Below are 17,109 nucleotides of genomic sequence, written 5' to 3'. Positions count from 1 at the left end.
AGCAGGCGATTTAGTCCGCTTGGACGAAGAATCGGCAAGCGGGTCCTCCCTAAGGTCACTGGCAGCGGCGGACTTTCCGCCAACAGAGGAGACCGACATGGTTACAGACAGGATCGATCAGGAGGTACTCAGCGGCGAAAGCTGGAACCTCTTCTGCGAGCAACTGCGACGTAGCGGCGAGCAAATATTGCGCGCCGAAGCGCCGGCCGATGTGCAGACCCGCGCCGAAGGTTTTCGCTATCTCACGCGGTTGCTACGCATTGCGCTGGAAATGCACCTGGAATTTGCTGATCCGGACTTCCCGGGCTTCATCACACCCTCCCACGAAACGGCGAAAATTGGCGCTGACAACCCCGATAATTTGTATAGCTACGCGCGCCTCAACGGCGCGCACGAGTACCGGGTCAGCGGCCAGCGCGGCAGTGTTGCCTACCTCAGTTTCGGCTCCCAGAAAGGTGGCTATGAGACAGATGGCAAGATGATCCAGACCGGCTTTCTCGATGCCGGAATGTTGCAGTCGGATGCCGAGGGCAACTTCGAAATCATCCTCAGCCAGCACCCGCCTGGCATCGGTAACTGGCTGCGGCTTGAACCGCAGAGCAATGCCCTGATTGTCCGCCAAACCTTTCTGGACCGTAGCAGCGAGCAGCCGGCGCAACTGCGCATTGAACGTCTGAATGCCCGCCAGACACCCGAACCGCTGGATGCGCCGCGCTTGCAACAAAGCCTGCAGCGGGTGGGCAGTTTCGTCGAGAACACCGCCCGGTTATTCGCCGACTGGGCTCAGGGTTACCAGAAGCACACCAATCAACTGCCCGCCGCCGACCAGGCACTGTGCCAGTCGGTGGGGGGCGACCCGAACATTTTCTATTACCACTCTTACTGGGCGCTGGCGGATGACGAGGCATTGCTGATCGAGGTCGATCAGGTGCCGGACTGCGATTTCTGGAATGTGCAGATCAACAACTACTGGATGGAGTCGCTCGACTACCGCTATCACCGCATCTGCCTGAACAAACAGTCGGCGCAGCTGGAGGCGGATGGTCGCTTGCGCATGATCCTCTGCGCCGTTGACCCCGGTCTGGCGAACTGGCTGGAAACTGCCAGCCATCCGCATGGCACCCTCTGCCTGCGATGGGTGGGCGCAAAGCAGCCGGTGCAGCCAACGACACGCGTGGTCAAACTCAATGATCTGAAGGAGCTCGTGCGATGAGTGCCAATGACTTCGCCCTGGATACCTTGCTGGCTGAAGCCTGCGCACGTGCGGGCGGCCTCGACGATTTCGGCCCGGGCGATTTTCGCCAGGGCCTGGTAGTGCTGGCTGACGCCCTGGAGAAAGAAGCGCGGTTGTCACCGTCGGGGCGCGGACTGTTGCGTGAGAAGCTGCTGGCGCAACTGATCAACCGTCTGATCATCGAGGATCACTGTCGGCGTTACCCGCAAATCCTCGAACTGGAAATCAACGACCCACTGGTGATCGTCGGCCTGCCACGCACCGGCACCACGCTGCTGCAGCGCACCCTGGCGGTGGACCCACAGTTCAGCAAGGCGCAGTGGTGGGAGACCCGTTACCCCGCGCCATTGCCGGGTGAAACCCTGGAACAGCCGCTGCTGCGTATTGCCCGGGCACGTGACGAAGTGGCGGGGATGATCGAGTTCCTCCCGCAGTTGCTCGCCATTCACCCCCTCGATGCAGAGCAGCCCGATGAAGAGTTCATGCTCATGGAGCACTCGTTCCTGTGCGCCATGGACTCCTATGTCAACGTGCCGAGCTATACCTCGTGGCTTGATCGCCAGGACCAGACCCAGGTTTATCAGTACCTCAAGCGAACCCTGCAATTCCTGCAATGGCAGCAAGCACGTCGTGGCATCGAACCTGGCCGTCGCTGGTTACTCAAGAGTCCCCAGCACTTGCATACCCTGGAACTGCTGTTCGAGGTTTTCCCGAAAGCGCAGGTGATCCTCACTCATCGTGAACCGGCCAGGACCATTCCCTCCCTGGCCAGTTTTATCCATACCCTCTGGATGCTCTACAGCGACGAGGTCGATGCCGAGGCCGTTGGCGAGCAGTGGAACCGGCGTATGGCACGTGCTCTACGCCACACCATGGCGGTCCGCGAACGCATGCCGTCCGAACGCTTCCTCGATGTGCACTTCGAGGACACGCTGGCCGCACCGCAAGCTGTAGTCGAGCGTATCTATCGTTTTGCCGGCCTCGAGCAGACACCGCAGGTCGAGATCGCCATGGGGTGCTGGCTGGCGGAAAACGGTCGTGAAAAACGTGCAGTTCATCACTACAACCCCGGCCAGTTCGGCCTCAGTGAGGACATGTTGCAACGTGATTATGCGGAGTATCGAACCCGGCATATTCCAGCCTGAAACCTGTACTGGTCAGACGCTGCAAGTCGCCCATAACAATAAAAGGATTCCCCCATGCTATTGAAAGATAAAGTCGTGATGGTCTCGGGCATCGGCCCCGGGCTGGGTATCAAACTGGCCCTGGAGGCCGCGCGCGAAGGGGCGCGAGCCGTGGCCATCGGTGCCCGCGACATGGGCCGCCTGCTTGAGGCGCAACAGCGCATCAAGGCGGTCGCCGGGCATTGCCAAGTGCTGTGCGTGGCCACCGACATCACCGATGTGCAGGCCTGCAAGCGTTTCGCCGAAGCCACTCTCGAGCAATTCGGCCGTATCGATGCGCTGATCAACAGCGCCTTTTCCCATGGCGGTTTCCAGGCGGTGGACGAGGCGGACAACGACCCGCTGCGCGAGGCGCTGGAGGTCAATCTGCTGGGCTCGCTGAACATGAGCCGCGCGGTGCTGGCACCCATGCGTGCGCAGGGCGCGGGGGCGATCGTCATGATCAACACCCTGGGCGTGCGCAAGCCGTATCAGGGAGGGGCGGCCTATGCCGCGTCGAAAAGCGCCCTGGCGGCCAGCGTGCGCTACCTGGCCAGCGAGCAGGCGGCCCACGGTTTGCGGGTCAACGCTCTGGCCTGTGGCTGGATGTGGGGCGAGCCGGTGCAGGCCCTGGTACGCCAGAATGCTGCCGCCCGTGGTGTCAGCGAAGAACAGGTGCGCGCCGAGTTCAGTGCCGGCATTCCTGGCGGGCGCATGCGCAGCGACGAGGAGTGCGCCCGCGCTGCGTTGTTTCTGGCTTCGGACTACGCCAGTGCGATCAATGGCGCGCAACTCGATGCCAACGGCGGCGAAGTCATGTACTGAGGAGCAGGGCAGATGAACACAATCGATCACTGCGCCTTCAACGGCGATGCCGACGGTCTGTGCGCCCTGCAGCAGTTGCGCCTGGCGGGCGAACTGGACTCGCAGGTGCGCCTGGTCAGCGGGGTCAAGCGCGACATCGAGCTGTTGCGCCGGGTCCAGGCCGGGCCCGGCGAGCGGGTCACGGTGCTGGACGTGGCCCACGAGCAGAACCGCGAGGCCACCCGGCGCCTGCTCGACGGCGGCGCCCGGGTACGCTATTTCGACCATCACTATGCAGGCGAACTGCCGCGGCATCCGGCGTTCGAGTCCTTCATCGACACTGGCGCCCAGGTGTGCACCAGCCTGCTGGTCAACACCTACCTGGACGGGCGTCATCACCGCTGGGCGGTGGCCGCGGCCTTTGGTGACGGCCTGACCGGCCCGGCACGGGCGCTGGCGACGCAGCATGGCCTGGCCAACGATGAGGTGCAGGCCCTGGAGGAGCTGGGCCTGCTGCTCAACTACAACGCCTACGGCGACAGCCTGTCGGACCTGCACTTCGAGCCGCTGGCGCTGGCCGCCGAGCTGTTGCCTTACCACGACCCGCTGGACTTCATCCGCCACAGCACAAGCTTCACCACCCTGCGCAGCGGCCACACCGCCGACATGGCCGCTGCCGCCGGCCTTGAACCCTGGCACGAGGGCCGGGGCGCGCAGCTATACCGCCTGCCCGCGCAACCCTGGGCGCGGCGGGTCAGTGGCGTATTGGCCAACCAGCTGGCGGCCGGTGCACCGCGCAAGGCGATCGGCTTGCTCAGCGCCAGGGCGGACGGTGACTGGGCGTTCAGCCTGCGGGTACCGGAAGAGGCCGGGCTGACGGCGGATGCCTTCTGCCGGCAGTTTCCAACGGGGGGAGGGCGCAAGCGTGCTGCCGGGATCAACCGTCTGGCCGACACGCAGTTGAAGGAAGTCGCCGCACGCCTGCTCGATTGCTATCGCTGAGCAAAGAGCAACGCCCCGAACGGATCGGTCGGGGTGTTGCTTGTCACCAAGGGTCAGCGGTGCAGGCGCCTGGACCGCTGGATCCAATATAGCTTGAACGTAGTCTTATATTCCATAAAGTAAGTACAAAGTATTTTTATAGTGCGTTTTAATCTATTCAGTATTTTGAATCGATTGGAGCACTTGTCTGTGAACACTAAGGCGCTTTTACCTTTTGGCTTGGCATTACTGGCTACCTGCTCGACGGCTTTCGCGGGCGCCACTCTGGATCGCGTAACCAGCAGCGGGGAGCTGACCGGCGTTCTGATGGAAAGCTATCCGCCATTCTCCTTTCTCAATGAACAGAACCAGCTGGACGGGTTTGACGTGGATGTCGCCAAGGCCGTTGCGCAACGGCTAGGGGTGAAGCTGAAGCTGCAGACACCGTCCTGGGATGTCATCGCTGCAGGACACTGGAACGGACGATATGACATCTGCGTCTGCTCGATGACCCCGAGCAAGGCGCGGGCCGAAGTGTTCGACTTCCCGGTGGAGTATTACCAGTCACCGGCCGTGATCGTGGTGAATGCCAAAGACAAGGACATTGTCACGGGCAAGGATCTTTCAGGTAAAAAAGTCGGTGTGATCAGTGCGTCGACCTATGAAGCCTATCTGAACAAGGATCTGGTGATCGAGGGCGCCGAGGACAAGCCGTTGAGCTATCCATTCGAAAGCGTCCAGGTCGCGCCCTACGACAACGAAACGGTCGCCTTCCAGGATCTGGCCTTGGGCACCGGCGTGCGCCTGGATGCCATGGTCACCAACCTCATCACCGCTCGCGAACGCATTGCCCAGGATCCTCGCTTCAAAATTGCCGGCGACACGCTGTATGCGGAGCCTAACGTGGTCGCGATCGAAAAGGGCGATCCGCAATGGAACGCCAAAGTCACTGAGGTCGTCACCCAACTCAAGGCCGACGGCACATTAAGCAAGATTTCACAGAAGTGGATCGGTGCCGATATCAGCCAATGACAGCCCTCAATCCACACCCGGCCAAGGCGGCTGTAACCTCCGAAACCGAGACGCGTCGTTTCAGCCCGCTACTGGGGTTTCGCACTCGCCTGTATTTGACCTGGGCAGTGCTGTTCGGCCTGTGCGTCATGTTTTTCATGAGTTTCGATCTGAAGTTCTCGATCATTCTGCAGAAACTGCCCAATCTGGTCGGCCTGCATTTGGGGCCTGACGGTTTCTTGCAGGGCGCCGCACTGACGCTGTTCTTGTGCTTCTGCTCGATCTGGCTTTCGTTGCTCCTTGGCTTCGTGACGGCGCTGGCGCGCCTGTCTCGCAGTGCAGTGGCTTTCGGCATTGCCAGTTTCTATGCGTCTTTTTTTCGCGGTACTCCACTGCTGATCCAGATCCTGCTGATCTACCTGGGGCTGCCGCAGTTGGGTGTGGTTCCTGGCGCCATCAGCGCGGGGATCATTGCGCTCTCGCTCAATTATGGTGCCTACCTCAGCGAGATTTTTCGGGCCGGCATCATGGCTGTAGCACCCGGACAGCGCGAAGCGGCGATGGCTCTGGGGCTGGGGCCTGCGGCAACGTTCCTGCACATCGTCCTGCCGCAAGCCATGCGCACGATCATTCCCCCGACAACCAGTCAGTTCATTTCAATGCTCAAGGACTCATCGTTGATATCGGTGATGGGGGTCTGGGAAGTGATGTTCCTCGCGCAGTCGTACGGTCGCTCGTCCTACCGCTACATCGAAATGCTCACCACCGCAGCCGTTATCTATTGGCTCCTGTCCATTGGACTGGAGTTGATACAGAACCGTCTTGAACGCCACTACGGCAAAGGTTTCAAGCATCAGCGCTGACCCGCTCCGTTTAATGACTTTTACAGGTACTACGATGTCCGATCCAAAACCTCTGTTGTTTGCGTTATACGAGCAAGCCAGTGTCGGCTGTGGCGGCGCGCCGAGCCTCTGGACGCACCCGGCTGACGAACGACTGACCATCAACTCGCTGGGCTACTGGTCGAACCTGGCACGCATCGCCGACCAGGCTCATCTCGACATGCTGTTTTTTGGTGATGTGCTGGGTTTCTACGATGTGTTTGGCGGTAATGCCGACGCGGCCATGAAGTGGGCGGTGGAAGCACCGGCCAACGATCCGTTGATGATCATCCCGGCATTGGCCGCCGTGACGGAAAACCTGGCCTTCGGCGTCACTGTCACCACCAGCTACGAGCATCCGTTCACCCATGCCCGGCGTTTCAGCACGCTGGATCACCTGACCAATGGCCGGGTCGGCTGGAACATCGTCACCTCCTACCTGACCAGCGCCGCTCGCAACTTCGGCCTGGAGCAGATGATCAAGCACGATGATCGCTATGAACGCGCAGATGAATTTCTCGATGTGGTTTACAAACTCTGGGAAGGCAGCTGGGCAAACGATGCCGTGGTGGCCGACAAGTCTCGCCAGGTCTATGCCAAGGGCGATCGCGTGCGACCGATCGATCATGTTGGCGAGCATTACCGGGTGGCCGGGCCGCATTTGACGTCCCCGTCACCGCAACGCACACCCTTGCTGATCCAGGCCGGTTGGTCAGGCCGTGGTCGGGAGTTTGCGGCCAAGCACGCCGAACTGATTTTCATCGCCAAGTCCAACCCGCTGGAGATTCGCCAGGGACTGGAAGATATATGGACGCAGGCCCGGGCACGGGGGCGTCACGCTGAAGATGTCAAATCACTGACGGTCCTGCGCATCGTCACGGCCAGGACCGAGATCGAAGCCCAGCGCAAATATGACGAGCTGCAAAGCAACTATCACTTGCAGGCGCAGCTGGTGAGTTATGCCGGTGATACCGGTATCGACATCAGCCGCTACGCAGACAGCGATGCGTTATCCACTCACACCGAAGGCATGACCTCCTACGTGATGCGTCCCGATGGCAGTGGCAAGCCCTTGACCGCCGGCGATGTCAAACAGCGCTTTGCCAACGTCACCCGGGGCAGTGATCTGATTCTGGTGGGAACGCCGCACCAAGTGGCCGATCGGATCGAAGAGCACGCCCGAATCTCCGGCACCAGCGGCTACATGCTCAACCCGCTGATCAGCCCGGGCAGCCTCGAGGACTTCGTTGAACTGGTCATTCCTGAACTGCAAAAACGTGGTTTGTATCGCACCCAGCCACAGAGCGGTACTTTCCGTTCGCGGTTACGGGACGATGGCGCTAACCATTTACCGGATTCGGCTTACGGCGCCTCATTCCGCTTTGATAAAGGTTTTCAGGACGGGGCAGTCTAGAAAAAAGGGGCTCTCCAGAGGCTAATGCCAGTCAGTTAAGCCCGGGACACTGTGGGAGCGAGCTTGCTCGCGATGGCGGACTGTCAGATACATTGATTTTGAATGTGCGACCGTCATCGCGAGCAAGCTCGCTCCCACAAGGTTTGCGGTGTTCAAACACTTAACTGACGGGCATTCTCTCCAGGGGCCCCTTTTGTGGGCAAATGCCCTGATCAGAAGTATTTGAGCCATCCGATATCGCGACGGCGTGCTTTCAATGCCGCGAACCAGCGCACAGGCAAATACAGGGACAAAGCCAAGAGCACCGCCGTCAGCCACACAGCCCAAATGCTGTCGAAACCGAAAAAAATTCCCTGGTTCAATCCGAACAGCGCCACGCTGACCAGATACAGCGCCTTGAGTACGTAAAGGTGGAGCAAGTAGAAGAACATCGGCGCCGCGCCAAAGACTGCCAATGCATTGACCCACTTGCGTTGTTGAGCCCGTTCCAGGGCACGAAGCAGTAACAGGCCCATGCCCAGCGTCAGCGAAAGGAACAGCAGGGAAGGTGGGTATTTTGTGATGTTGAAGAAACTCATGAGGGTTTGCGTGAGGCCTTCATGGGCGACCCAATGCACCTCGCCATAACCATTGACTGCTCGCAGTGCGACAAATCCGATCAATGTCCCGGCCCCTGCAAGCAGCAGGGTACGTTGACGCTCTGCGGCCAAAACCTGGCCAGCGAACCAGGGGCCGATACTGTATCCAAGGGCGATCACACCGATCCACGGCAGCACAGGATAAGAGGTGCGCAGGCGCAAGCCGTCGGAGAGTTCGATCCAGCCGCGATCATGCAGAATCGCCCAGGGTATATGCATGGGCGAGCCTGTCGCGAAGTGCACATTATCCAGCAGGTTGTGCCCGGCCACGATCACCAGGCCCAGGCAGCACAGAATGGGCCTGGGTAACCAGACCAGTCCGGCCAGGGCAATCATGCAGATGCCAATCGCCCAGATCACTTGCATGTAAATCGCCGTAGGCGGGAACTGAAATGTCCAGGCGAAATTCACCAGGGTGAACTCCAGCAGTACCAGGAACAGACCGCGCTTGAACAAAAAGGCTGACACATCACCCTTGCCCTGGTGCTTTTGGCCATACAGGTAAGCGGAAAGTCCAGTGAGCAGTATGAAAACCGGCGCACACAAATGGGCAAGTGTGCGGCTGAAAAATAGCGCCGGCTCAGTGGAGCCGATGTCCATCGGGTCTGTTACCTGACGGTGCAAAAAGAACGTTTCGCGCACGTGATCCAACAGCATAAGAAGGATTACCAATCCCCTCAGGGCATCAATGGACAGCAGGCGTTGGTTCAAGCGTGTGATGGGGGGGATGTGAGTAGAAGTTGTCATCGAATGTCGCAAGCAGGGAGTGGATGGCTCTGCCAGTGGAGCCTGACAGTGCATGTTTGTATAAGGTATAACATAACATATCCACCAAGGGCGACTGTCTGATTGCGTTGATAGCTGTCTACCGAGACGCCTTCAACTCAAGGAATGCGTCCCGCAATCGAGCGTCGCCTGAGTTCGGCCTGAATTCCTTGAATTGTTTAATGGAGCATCAGCCTGGGAACTGATCCCCAAACATAGGGTGCCCGCCGGCGGAACCTTCGCGCGTCGCCTCGTCCTGAATCACATCTCAGTGTTCGACCATCACGCCGCCCTCAAGGCGCAGGATATCGACCACGACCCAGTTCGCCGGCTGGCCGAGGCCAGTGAAGCGACCGTGCAACATGACGAAGTCGTCTTCAGCGACTGCCAGTTGGCATTCGAAACGCAAATCGCGGAATGATTTCCCGTACACCGATGCTCGTTGGCATGCTGATCCGCACGACCCCATGCAGTTCCAGGCCACCGCGAACGCTTTGCTCGGCTTCTTCCACCGTGACGAGGATGGGTTCCATGCGCGAGAGAAAATCCGCCCCGGCCTCGGTCGGTACGACGGCACGTGTCGATCTCGCCAGCAGCAGGGTGCCGAGATCGGCTTCGAGCTCGGCGACAATCCTGGAGACCTGGGATTGAGAAAGACCCACCTCGCGTGCTGCGGCCGAAAAACTGCTCAGTCGCGCCACCCTTGTGAAAAGCCTGTAGGAGAAAAGGTCTTTCTTGGGTTAGCACCTTGACCCCGCTGGCAGAGGCGACTGTGAAACGCGGCAGATTGGGGGAGTGATTTTTTGGAGGGAGGTAGCCGGGGCACTATGACCCCAGCTACCAGTGGTGCAAATGATCACGCAACTTCGGTATGGAAAGGATAGTCCGTGTAACCCACTTCCGTGCCACCGAAGAACGACTCGCGGTCATACGGGTTCAGCGGCCAGCCATTGCGCAGGCGCTCCGGCAAGTCAGGGTTGGCGATGAAGTGGCGGCCGAACGCGACCAGGTCTGCATCGCCGGCCTCAAGGATCGCGTTGGCCGATTCACCGGAGAAACCGCCCGCCGCGATAAGCGTGCCCTTGTAGTGCTGGCGGATGAGTTGGGACGCCACCGGATTCTGGTCGCGGCGCTCGTCTTCGGCGACACCCAGGATGCGCGGTTCGATCAGGTGCAGATAGGCGAGGTCCAGCTTGTTCAGTTCGCGCGCGACATAGGTGAACAGGCCAATGGGATCGCTGTCGGACATATCGCCGAAATTGCCGCTCGGCCCCAGGCGTACTGCCACCCGATTGCTGCCCCAGACGGAGATCACCGCCTTTACCGCTTCGAGCAGGAACCGGCTGCGGTTCTCGAACGAGCCACCGTAGATATCCGTACGTTTGTTGCTGCCGTCCTGGAGGAACTGATCAAACAGGTAGCCGTTGGCCGAGTGCAACTCCACGCCGTCGAATCCGGCTGCGATACCGCGCTCGGCCGCGGCGCGGAAGCTTTCCACCAGCCCGCGGATTTCCGCGATGGTCAGTTCGCGCGGCGGGCTGCCGGGGGTCCAGCCAGTCTCGGTGAAGGCGAGGCCGCCGTGGTCCACGACGGAAGGGGCCACCGGCTGGGCGCCGCCCGGCTGCAGGAGGCTATTTGACTGGCGCCCCGCATGATAGAGCTGCAGAAAGATCTTGCCGCCCTTGGCATGAACCGCATCGGTCACGAGCTTCCAGCCGGCGATCTGGCTGTCGTCATACAGACCGGGAGCACCGAGGTAGCCATTACCATTGGCTGCGGCGATAGTCGCTTCGCCGATCAGCAGGCCACCGGCGGTGGTACGCTGGGCGTAGTACTCGGCCATCAACTGGCCAGGGATGGCGCCCGGCTCGGCACGCATACGGGTAAGTGGCGCCAGAACGACGCGATGGGAAATCCGGTGTGGACCTATCTGGATGCTCGTATGCAGTTTGGACATGACAACGATACCTATCAGTGGTGGGATGGCGCCAATGTAGGCGTAAAATTCGCGGAGAAAAATATCCCGCGAAGCCGAACATTTCGGATGTTTTTTCCGTAATCCCGCCTTGTTGGTGGGGTTCTGTCGGAGCAGGCAGGAAAAGTGATGGAAAGTCTGAATGGCATCTCGATGTTCGTGCAGGTTGCCGAAACGCGCAGCTTTACCGAGTCCGCCCGCCAGTTGGGGGTGTCATCCTCGACCGTGGGCAAAACCATCGCCCGGATGGAGGAGCGCTTGCATGTGCGGCTGTTTCATCGCAGCACACGCAGCATCACGCTGACGGCCGAGGGGACCCTGTTCCTTGAGCGCTGCCGGCGCATCCTCAGCGAGGTCACCGCTGCCGAGTCCGAGCTGTCAGGCCTGGCTGGCAGTCCACGTGGGCGACTTCGCGTAGGCACTCCGCTACTGGGCGACCTGATGATGCCGGCCTTTGACGGGTTCATGGAGCAGTATCCGGAAGTCGAACTGGATATCGATTTTTGCGATCGCATGGTCGATGTGATCGAGGAGGGGTTCGACGTGGTGATTCGCACCGGCGAGCAAACCGATTCTCGCTTGACTGCGCGCCGCCTGGGTTCCTGCGCACATGTGCTGGTGGCGTCGCCGACGTATCTCAAGCGGCATGGCGTACCCGCGTATCCGCGTGAACTGGAACGCCATGCATGCCTGCAGCACAAATTCCCCGCAACCGGAAAGCTGGAACGCTGGCCGCTGCGACTCGAAGCCTCCGAGGCTGAACTGGTGCTGCCCGCCACGATGACGTCGAACACCATCGAGCCACTTGCCTACTCCGCAATCCAGGGCAGGGGCATTGCCTTTCTGCCGACTTTCCTGGTGCGCGAAGCGCTGGAAAGCGGCCAGCTGGTCACCGTGCTGGACGACTGCATTGACCGCCAGGTCGTCTTCTGGATGCTGTGGCCAGCCAACCGTTATGCCTCACCCAAGTTGCGCGTTTTCATTGACTACATGAGTGCGCATTTGCGCATCTGATCGCTTACGCCTGCAGCTTCAGGCGCACACCGTCGCGGTTGGAAATTTCGATGGCATCGATCAATTCGTGCATGCGCATGGCATCCGCCATGGTCGGTGCAACCTGGGTACCGTCGCGCACATCCCTGGCGTAGGCGGCATACAAGTGGGCCAGTTCCTGCTGGCTGCCGCCCAGGTCATTCTCCGGCAGCCAGTTGTAGCGCGGCGGCACCGTGAGTGTATGCATCGGTTGCGAGTCGCCCTGGGCCGCTTCGATGGTATTGAACTGGTCGCCAAAACTGGTGGTGTTCCAGATCTTGAGATCACCCTGGGTGCCGGTCAGGTCCAGCTGTATGCCATGGTTGCTGCGTTTCCCGGCTTCGATATGGACCGTCAGCACAGCCCCGTTGGAGAAGGTACCGTTGACCAGAACCTGGTCGGCCGTTGTGTGTTTCAGTACCTCACCTGTCTCGATCAGCGTCACTTCCGGGAACTGGTTTACTGTCAGAGCGCTGATGCTCTGCGGATGGCCCAGCGTGCTGAACACCGCATCGAAATAGTGACCGCCATAGATGGAAAGCAGGCTGGAGAAGTTCTCCGGCGGGATGGTGAAGTGCAGGGCAGCCAGGCGTTCACGCTGGAAATATTCGACGCTGACATGCAACCGTACCGAACGCAGTTCCCCGATGTAGCCGTCCTTTAACAGATCGCGTACGTAGCGATAGTCCGGATTCAGTCGACGCTGCAATCCGACGATATGCCGAACGCCAGCCTTCTCGGCAAGCGCTATCAGTTCCTGCGACACGGCCTTGCTGGGCGTCAGCGGCCATTCGCAGTACACATCTTTGCCGGCGGCGATGGCTGCTCGTACGGTGGCCTCGTGCTGGGGTGCCGTGTTGAGCACGAGCACCAGATCCACTTGCGGATGATTGACCAGCGCCTCCACGGAATCGAGTGCAAAGCGGATGCCGTGGCGCAGTGCCAACTCGGCGGCTTTTTCCGGGCTGCGACTGTGGACTGCCGTCAGCTCATAGTCGGGAAGCAACTGGAGGGCGGGCAAGTGGCCGTACTCGGCCCAATGACCGACGCCAATGAGACCCACTCGAATTTTTTTTGATGACAGGGTCATGGAAACTCCTGAGCCTGGTTTGAAGGGAAAGGTTGCGTTGTCGGGCGACGACGGCTGGCGGCATAAGGCCAATACCGCGCAGAGGGCGCTGATAAAGCCAAGGTTGGCCACGGCAAATAACGTCATGGCGCCAAGGTATTCCAACTGCGAAAAACCTGGTCGAGCCAGTGTAGGGAGAGATGTAGTCGGGAAAAATGCGTTAGAGATCCGAACACTTCGGACGCTGGTGTCCGCAATACTCCGCACCAGGACTACCGAGAGGTTTGGCCCAAGCCTTCCGTATTGACTTCAGTCTTTTTTTGGAAAAATTGCACGGCACTTGACCACCCGATTGCATTCGACCTGACCAGTGATTGCGACGGATTTGACCGGAATGCTTTGTAACCACGATCGGCAGAGAACGGCCAATAGCAACCCTTCATGATCGGCTGCTATTGGCAAAAAGGTAGCACTGGCCTACACCGACCTACGGCGAGTGCCAGCAATGGATCGCAAGAGTCGCACTACTTCGATACCACCAGTGCCGGTGGCTGCCAGCTGCCTTCACCAGCGGGAAGAATCGAAGGTGGCGTGGCCTTCGGCCAATAGAGGCGCATCACCAGATAGGCCGAGTCGTCAGGCGCGGGTAACCAGTTGGACTCCTTGGTCTTGCCCGGCGAATCCTTCTGGATGTACAGCGTCAGTGAACCATCCGCGTTCTTTTTCATGGCCGACAGCATTGGCGAATTGATCAGGTAGCGGTTGATCGGATTCTTGATCAGCAGTTGGCTTTTGCCGTCGTACATGGTCACCGACCAGAAGGCATTGACTGGCGGCAATTTGCCGGCGGGGAAGGTGAGCGTGTAGCTGTGCTTGCCGGTATTCAACGTCTGGCCAGTGCCATCGGTACGCGTAATGGGGTACATCGCCTCGGCGGCGTCATTACCGTACAGACCAGCCTTCGCTGCGCCAGCCCGCATCAGCCAGTCGCCTTTGTAGAACGCCTGGTCGCCGAAGAACGCGCCGACGCTCCAGCCGTTGATATTCTTCATTCCGCTCGAGAGGAACTTGTCGACCTTCTCGTCGCCGGCCTTCATCCCGAGCAGGACCACGGCCTTGTGCTCAAGCGAGAGGTCCTTGAACTCGAAGTTCCGCCCAGGACCTACGCCAATACTGGCCAGCCTGGCCCGGATCTCCTTGTCGTCATCCGATGCTGGCACATACTGCAGCGCGGCCGACAGGTACTCGTAGAAGTTGGCCTTGATGCCATCCGTGGTGGCCGGCACGAAATCGATCTTCGACGCAGCGAGCGGCGCAGGTTGATGGAGGAAGGCGGACAGCGACTGGATCTTGTAGCCCGCCTGCAACTTCTCGACATTTGGCATATCGGCCGGATTGAACAACTGGGTCCGGATCAGGGTCAGTGCGAAGGGAGTCGTGGAGCTGAACACCTTCTCGATGCCTGGAGGTGTCGCACCCTTCCAGTCGGGGCCTGCAATCATGTAGCTCCCGGGCGCGCTGGCAGTTGCCCGGCTCCCGATGTAGCCGTAGTTGTAGGTGTTGCCGTCGATCAGTTGCACCGAGTAGTAGCGCTTTTTGGAGACGGCCGGCACGGTAATCACGAGCGGCTCTGCACGCAGGTCGGCCCAGAGTATCGAGTACGGCGTGTCGCTGTTGGGTGTAATGATGGCGGTGTCAGCCGGTGTCGCGACCCGATGATCGTTGTGCAGTTGGTTGAAGGGGGCCTTGAACTGGCTGGACTTGGAGTCCACCGCGAATTCGTTCATCACGGCGTAGTTCATAACCAGCGGCAAGCCGTAGATAAAGCCTTCCTCGGCGATCGCCTTGGTTTGCTCCAGACTCGGCGCGGGCACACCCTTGGCCTCATCCGCCTTGTCTGCCTGCGCGATAGGATCGTTTTTGCCCGCACACCCCGCGAAAAGCGTTGAACCCACTACGACGACTGCCGCAGCCATTGTCCAGCCCCGGTTTGACTTCCTGTTCATTTCCACCTCATTAGTTTTGAGCAAGCTGGCACCGTGAGCCTTCGTGGCCACGGTGAAATCATCTGAATGCCTGAAACCCTCCCGACTTTTTCAGTAGGTGCCAGGTCATGTGGGCGATCAGGGCTTCAATCCAGGTGTTGTCGAACTCGACTGATACACGATTGCCAGACAAGGTTTTTTGCTGATCGACTGGCGTGCCCCCGCCCAGACCGCGACTCACTAAAATTCAGGTCTATCTCTAAACTTAGCGACTGAGTAAATCTTGTGGCGAAGCGTCTACTCACACGCTCAGGGAGTGTAGATCACAATAAGCCAGCATTCCCTTGCGCAGCTGAGCAGCTCAGATTCAGTTCCGTAATATTTACGCGCCGCCGTTACGGACCATTTGGCTTCGAGAACAGCCAATCGTGATCAGCAGCCAAAAAACGGATAGTCAGAGATTAACTCTTGAGGTCCGCCAAAGACCGCTATGGGTCGGCTTCAGCCGGTCGTGGAAGGCAGAAATCGGCCACAAGCGGACAGTCAAACACCGGTACCATTGCACACTGCCTTTTCGATTAACGTGGTCTAAAGAGTTCGCCGATCTGCCTTAGCGAAAAAAACGCTCATCGTGCGGCGGACAGCGGATTTTATGGTATTCAGGCTGTATCGTTCACGGAAGTCAGCGCGCCGATACTTCTTCCGAAGGCACACGAATTTTTCAGCAAACGGAGTCACCTAACATGGACGTCATCAATCAGCTGCAGCCCGAAGAGTGTGCAGGCATGGAGGATATCCGACGCGAAATCGATGCCCTAGATCAGGTTGTTATCAAGCTGTTGGGTAAGCGCTTTCACTACGTACTGGCTGCCTCGAAGTACAAGACCTCAGTGACTTCGGTGCGTGCTCCGGAGCGTTTCAAGGCCATGTTGGCGACACGACGCGAGTGGGCCGAGGCTGAGGGCCTGAGCCCGGATGCAATCGAGAAGATGTACAGTGACCTGGTGAACCACTTCATTGCAGAAGAAATGAAACACTGGACGGCTCATCAATCCGACACCTGACTCTAGTGTCCGGACTGACTTCCTCGGGGCGTGAAGCAGACATTGACTCACGCTGTGATTGACGGGCTGGCCGATAGTGGCCAGTGGAGAAGAAACCCATCAGCGCCAAGCGGACTGATCGACCCTGGCCGGGGTCGATCAGGGGAGTTTCTTAGAAACTCCATTCCTCAGCCTGAACGACTCGGCAGAATGGCCCCGCCAAGGTTGCATTGTGGTGGGCAACGATGGCCTCTGCTTTGAGCGTTGGAGTATCAGAGCAGGTATGTCCGTCGGCGATGAGCACAGCATCGAAGCCGCAATCGCGGGCAGCACGGCAAGTACTATCTACGCAGTATTGAGTTTTCATTCCTGTAACGACGATGCCTTCACAGCCGCGTTCGCGTAGCTGACCAGCCAGCTCAGTCTGAGCAAAGGCGTTGGGACGTTTTTTCTCAAAAATCACTTCGTCACCTCTTAGCTGCAACTCCTGGACAAGCTCGGTGAGCGGACTACCCGGCTCGATAGGAGACCCGGCCGGACCTATGTGGCGGGCGAGAAAGATGGGGGCGCCAGCCTCCCGTGCACTTCTCATCAGCCTATTCAATGTATCGAGAAGCGCTTCACTGCCCCAAGGTCTATCCGGGCCGTGTACAAGCCCTACCTGCATGTCGAGAATCAGAAGTGCATACATGTGCGTTTCCTTACGTTTGTGCCAATAAAACCGGGGCAAAAAAAAGACCCGGTCCATTACTGGCGGGTCTTTGGGGTTATGCGTTGTTTTAACTCACACAACCTCCCACGACCCGCCTGTGGCGGTCGTGAAGGTTGTGGTCGATTCGATGCATGGCGTAGTCATGAAGCATGACCTTAACTGTGGCGCGCCGGTCTTGCAAGTGAGCATGCCCGGGATGAAAGTCATTTCATGCAGATGGGACTCAACGACAGCTCTTGGCCGATTTCTGCCTGTCGTGAAGGGCTGTATCCGACCCAGGCTGTGTGAAAACGCACTGAGTACGTCGATAACGGAGAGTTGCGTGCGTTGCCTGCGAAACAGCAGACGGAAGCGCGAATTACCTTAGTCAGCTACATAGGTGTTCGTAAATGCGATTTGGGC

Annotated in this window: 14 protein-coding genes and 1 pseudogene; 9 read left to right on the top strand and 6 right to left on the bottom strand. The window is 59.2% G+C overall.

Annotation, left to right across the window (positions count from 1 at the left end):
• Positions 1-97: 97 nt before the first annotated feature.
• From KGB28_RS18435 to KGB28_RS18405, 7 genes are all read left to right on the top strand, one after another.
• A complete protein-coding gene (locus KGB28_RS18435) occupies positions 98-1,213 on the top strand; it encodes a DUF1214 domain-containing protein (RefSeq protein WP_223446899.1) in 1,116 nt (371 codons plus the stop codon).
• On the top strand, positions 1,210-2,379 hold the full coding sequence (locus tag KGB28_RS18430; RefSeq protein ID WP_223446897.1) for a sulfotransferase family protein: 1,170 nt from the start codon (positions 1,210-1,212) through the stop codon (positions 2,377-2,379). Before KGB28_RS18435 ends, KGB28_RS18430 begins: the two co-directional genes overlap by 4 nt.
• A gap of 54 nt (positions 2,380-2,433) precedes the next feature.
• A complete protein-coding gene (locus tag KGB28_RS18425; RefSeq protein WP_223446895.1) occupies positions 2,434-3,222 on the top strand; it encodes an SDR family oxidoreductase in 789 nt (262 codons plus the stop codon).
• 12 nt (positions 3,223-3,234) lie between these two features.
• On the top strand, positions 3,235-4,203 hold the full coding sequence (locus KGB28_RS18420; RefSeq protein ID WP_223446893.1) for a DHH family phosphoesterase: 969 nt from the start codon (positions 3,235-3,237) through the stop codon (positions 4,201-4,203).
• A gap of 189 nt (positions 4,204-4,392) precedes the next feature.
• The gene (locus tag KGB28_RS18415) at positions 4,393-5,214 is read left to right on the top strand and encodes an ABC transporter substrate-binding protein (protein ID WP_046038301.1); all 822 of its coding nucleotides are present in this window, start codon (positions 4,393-4,395) and stop codon (positions 5,212-5,214) included.
• Positions 5,211-6,056 carry an amino acid ABC transporter permease gene (locus KGB28_RS18410; RefSeq protein WP_223446891.1) on the top strand — a complete coding sequence of 282 codons (846 nt, stop codon included), beginning with the start codon at positions 5,211-5,213 and terminating at the stop codon, positions 6,054-6,056. Before KGB28_RS18415 ends, KGB28_RS18410 begins: the two co-directional genes overlap by 4 nt.
• 34 nt (positions 6,057-6,090) lie before the next feature.
• Positions 6,091-7,488, top strand: coding sequence for an LLM class flavin-dependent oxidoreductase (locus KGB28_RS18405; protein WP_223446889.1), 1,398 nt, complete (start codon positions 6,091-6,093; stop codon positions 7,486-7,488).
• 212 nt (positions 7,489-7,700) lie between these two features.
• On the opposite strand, the gene KGB28_RS18400 is transcribed toward KGB28_RS18405, so the two are convergent.
• The 3 genes and pseudogenes from KGB28_RS18400 to KGB28_RS18390 form a co-directional block, all read right to left on the bottom strand.
• A complete protein-coding gene (locus tag KGB28_RS18400; protein ID WP_223446952.1) occupies positions 7,701-8,873 on the bottom strand; it encodes a DUF1624 domain-containing protein in 1,173 nt (390 codons plus the stop codon).
• 395 nt (positions 8,874-9,268) lie between these two features.
• Positions 9,269-9,598 (bottom strand): annotated as a pseudogene (locus KGB28_RS18395) (LysR family transcriptional regulator); the annotation flags it as partial.
• Between the two features lie 149 nt (positions 9,599-9,747).
• Positions 9,748-10,848, bottom strand: coding sequence for an alkene reductase (locus tag KGB28_RS18390; protein WP_223446885.1), 1,101 nt, complete (start codon positions 10,846-10,848; stop codon positions 9,748-9,750).
• A 147-nt stretch (positions 10,849-10,995) separates the two neighbouring features.
• On the opposite strand from KGB28_RS18390, the gene KGB28_RS18385 reads away from it, so the two are divergent.
• The gene (locus KGB28_RS18385) at positions 10,996-11,880 is read left to right on the top strand and encodes a LysR family transcriptional regulator (protein WP_223446883.1); all 885 of its coding nucleotides are present in this window, start codon (positions 10,996-10,998) and stop codon (positions 11,878-11,880) included.
• Positions 11,881-11,884: 4 nt separating this feature from the next.
• Here the strand turns inward: KGB28_RS18385 and KGB28_RS18380 are convergent, their stop codons facing one another.
• Entirely contained in the window at positions 11,885-12,988 is a 1,104-nt protein-coding gene (locus KGB28_RS18380; protein ID WP_223446881.1) for a Gfo/Idh/MocA family protein, read from the bottom strand.
• A gap of 503 nt (positions 12,989-13,491) precedes the next feature.
• Complete coding sequence (locus KGB28_RS18375; protein WP_223446950.1) at positions 13,492-14,943, bottom strand: DUF1254 domain-containing protein; 1,452 nt, start codon at positions 14,941-14,943, stop codon at positions 13,492-13,494.
• 752 nt (positions 14,944-15,695) lie between these two features.
• On the opposite strand from KGB28_RS18375, the gene KGB28_RS18370 reads away from it, so the two are divergent.
• Entirely contained in the window at positions 15,696-16,016 is a 321-nt protein-coding gene (locus tag KGB28_RS18370) for an isochorismate lyase (RefSeq protein WP_150755274.1), read from the top strand.
• A 151-nt stretch (positions 16,017-16,167) separates the two neighbouring features.
• Here KGB28_RS18370 and KGB28_RS18365 read toward each other — a convergent pair whose 3' ends face one another.
• Positions 16,168-16,686, bottom strand: a complete 519-nt coding sequence (locus KGB28_RS18365) for a cysteine hydrolase family protein (protein WP_223446879.1) — start codon at positions 16,684-16,686, stop codon at positions 16,168-16,170.
• Positions 16,687-17,109 lie beyond the last annotated feature (423 nt).

Source organism: Pseudomonas sp. BF-R-19, assembly GCF_019956445.1.
Classification (GTDB): domain Bacteria; phylum Pseudomonadota; class Gammaproteobacteria; order Pseudomonadales; family Pseudomonadaceae; genus Aquipseudomonas; species Aquipseudomonas fluorescens_BH.
Note: the sequence above shows the minus strand (reverse complement) of the source record. Positions and strands in the feature narration are given on the sequence as shown.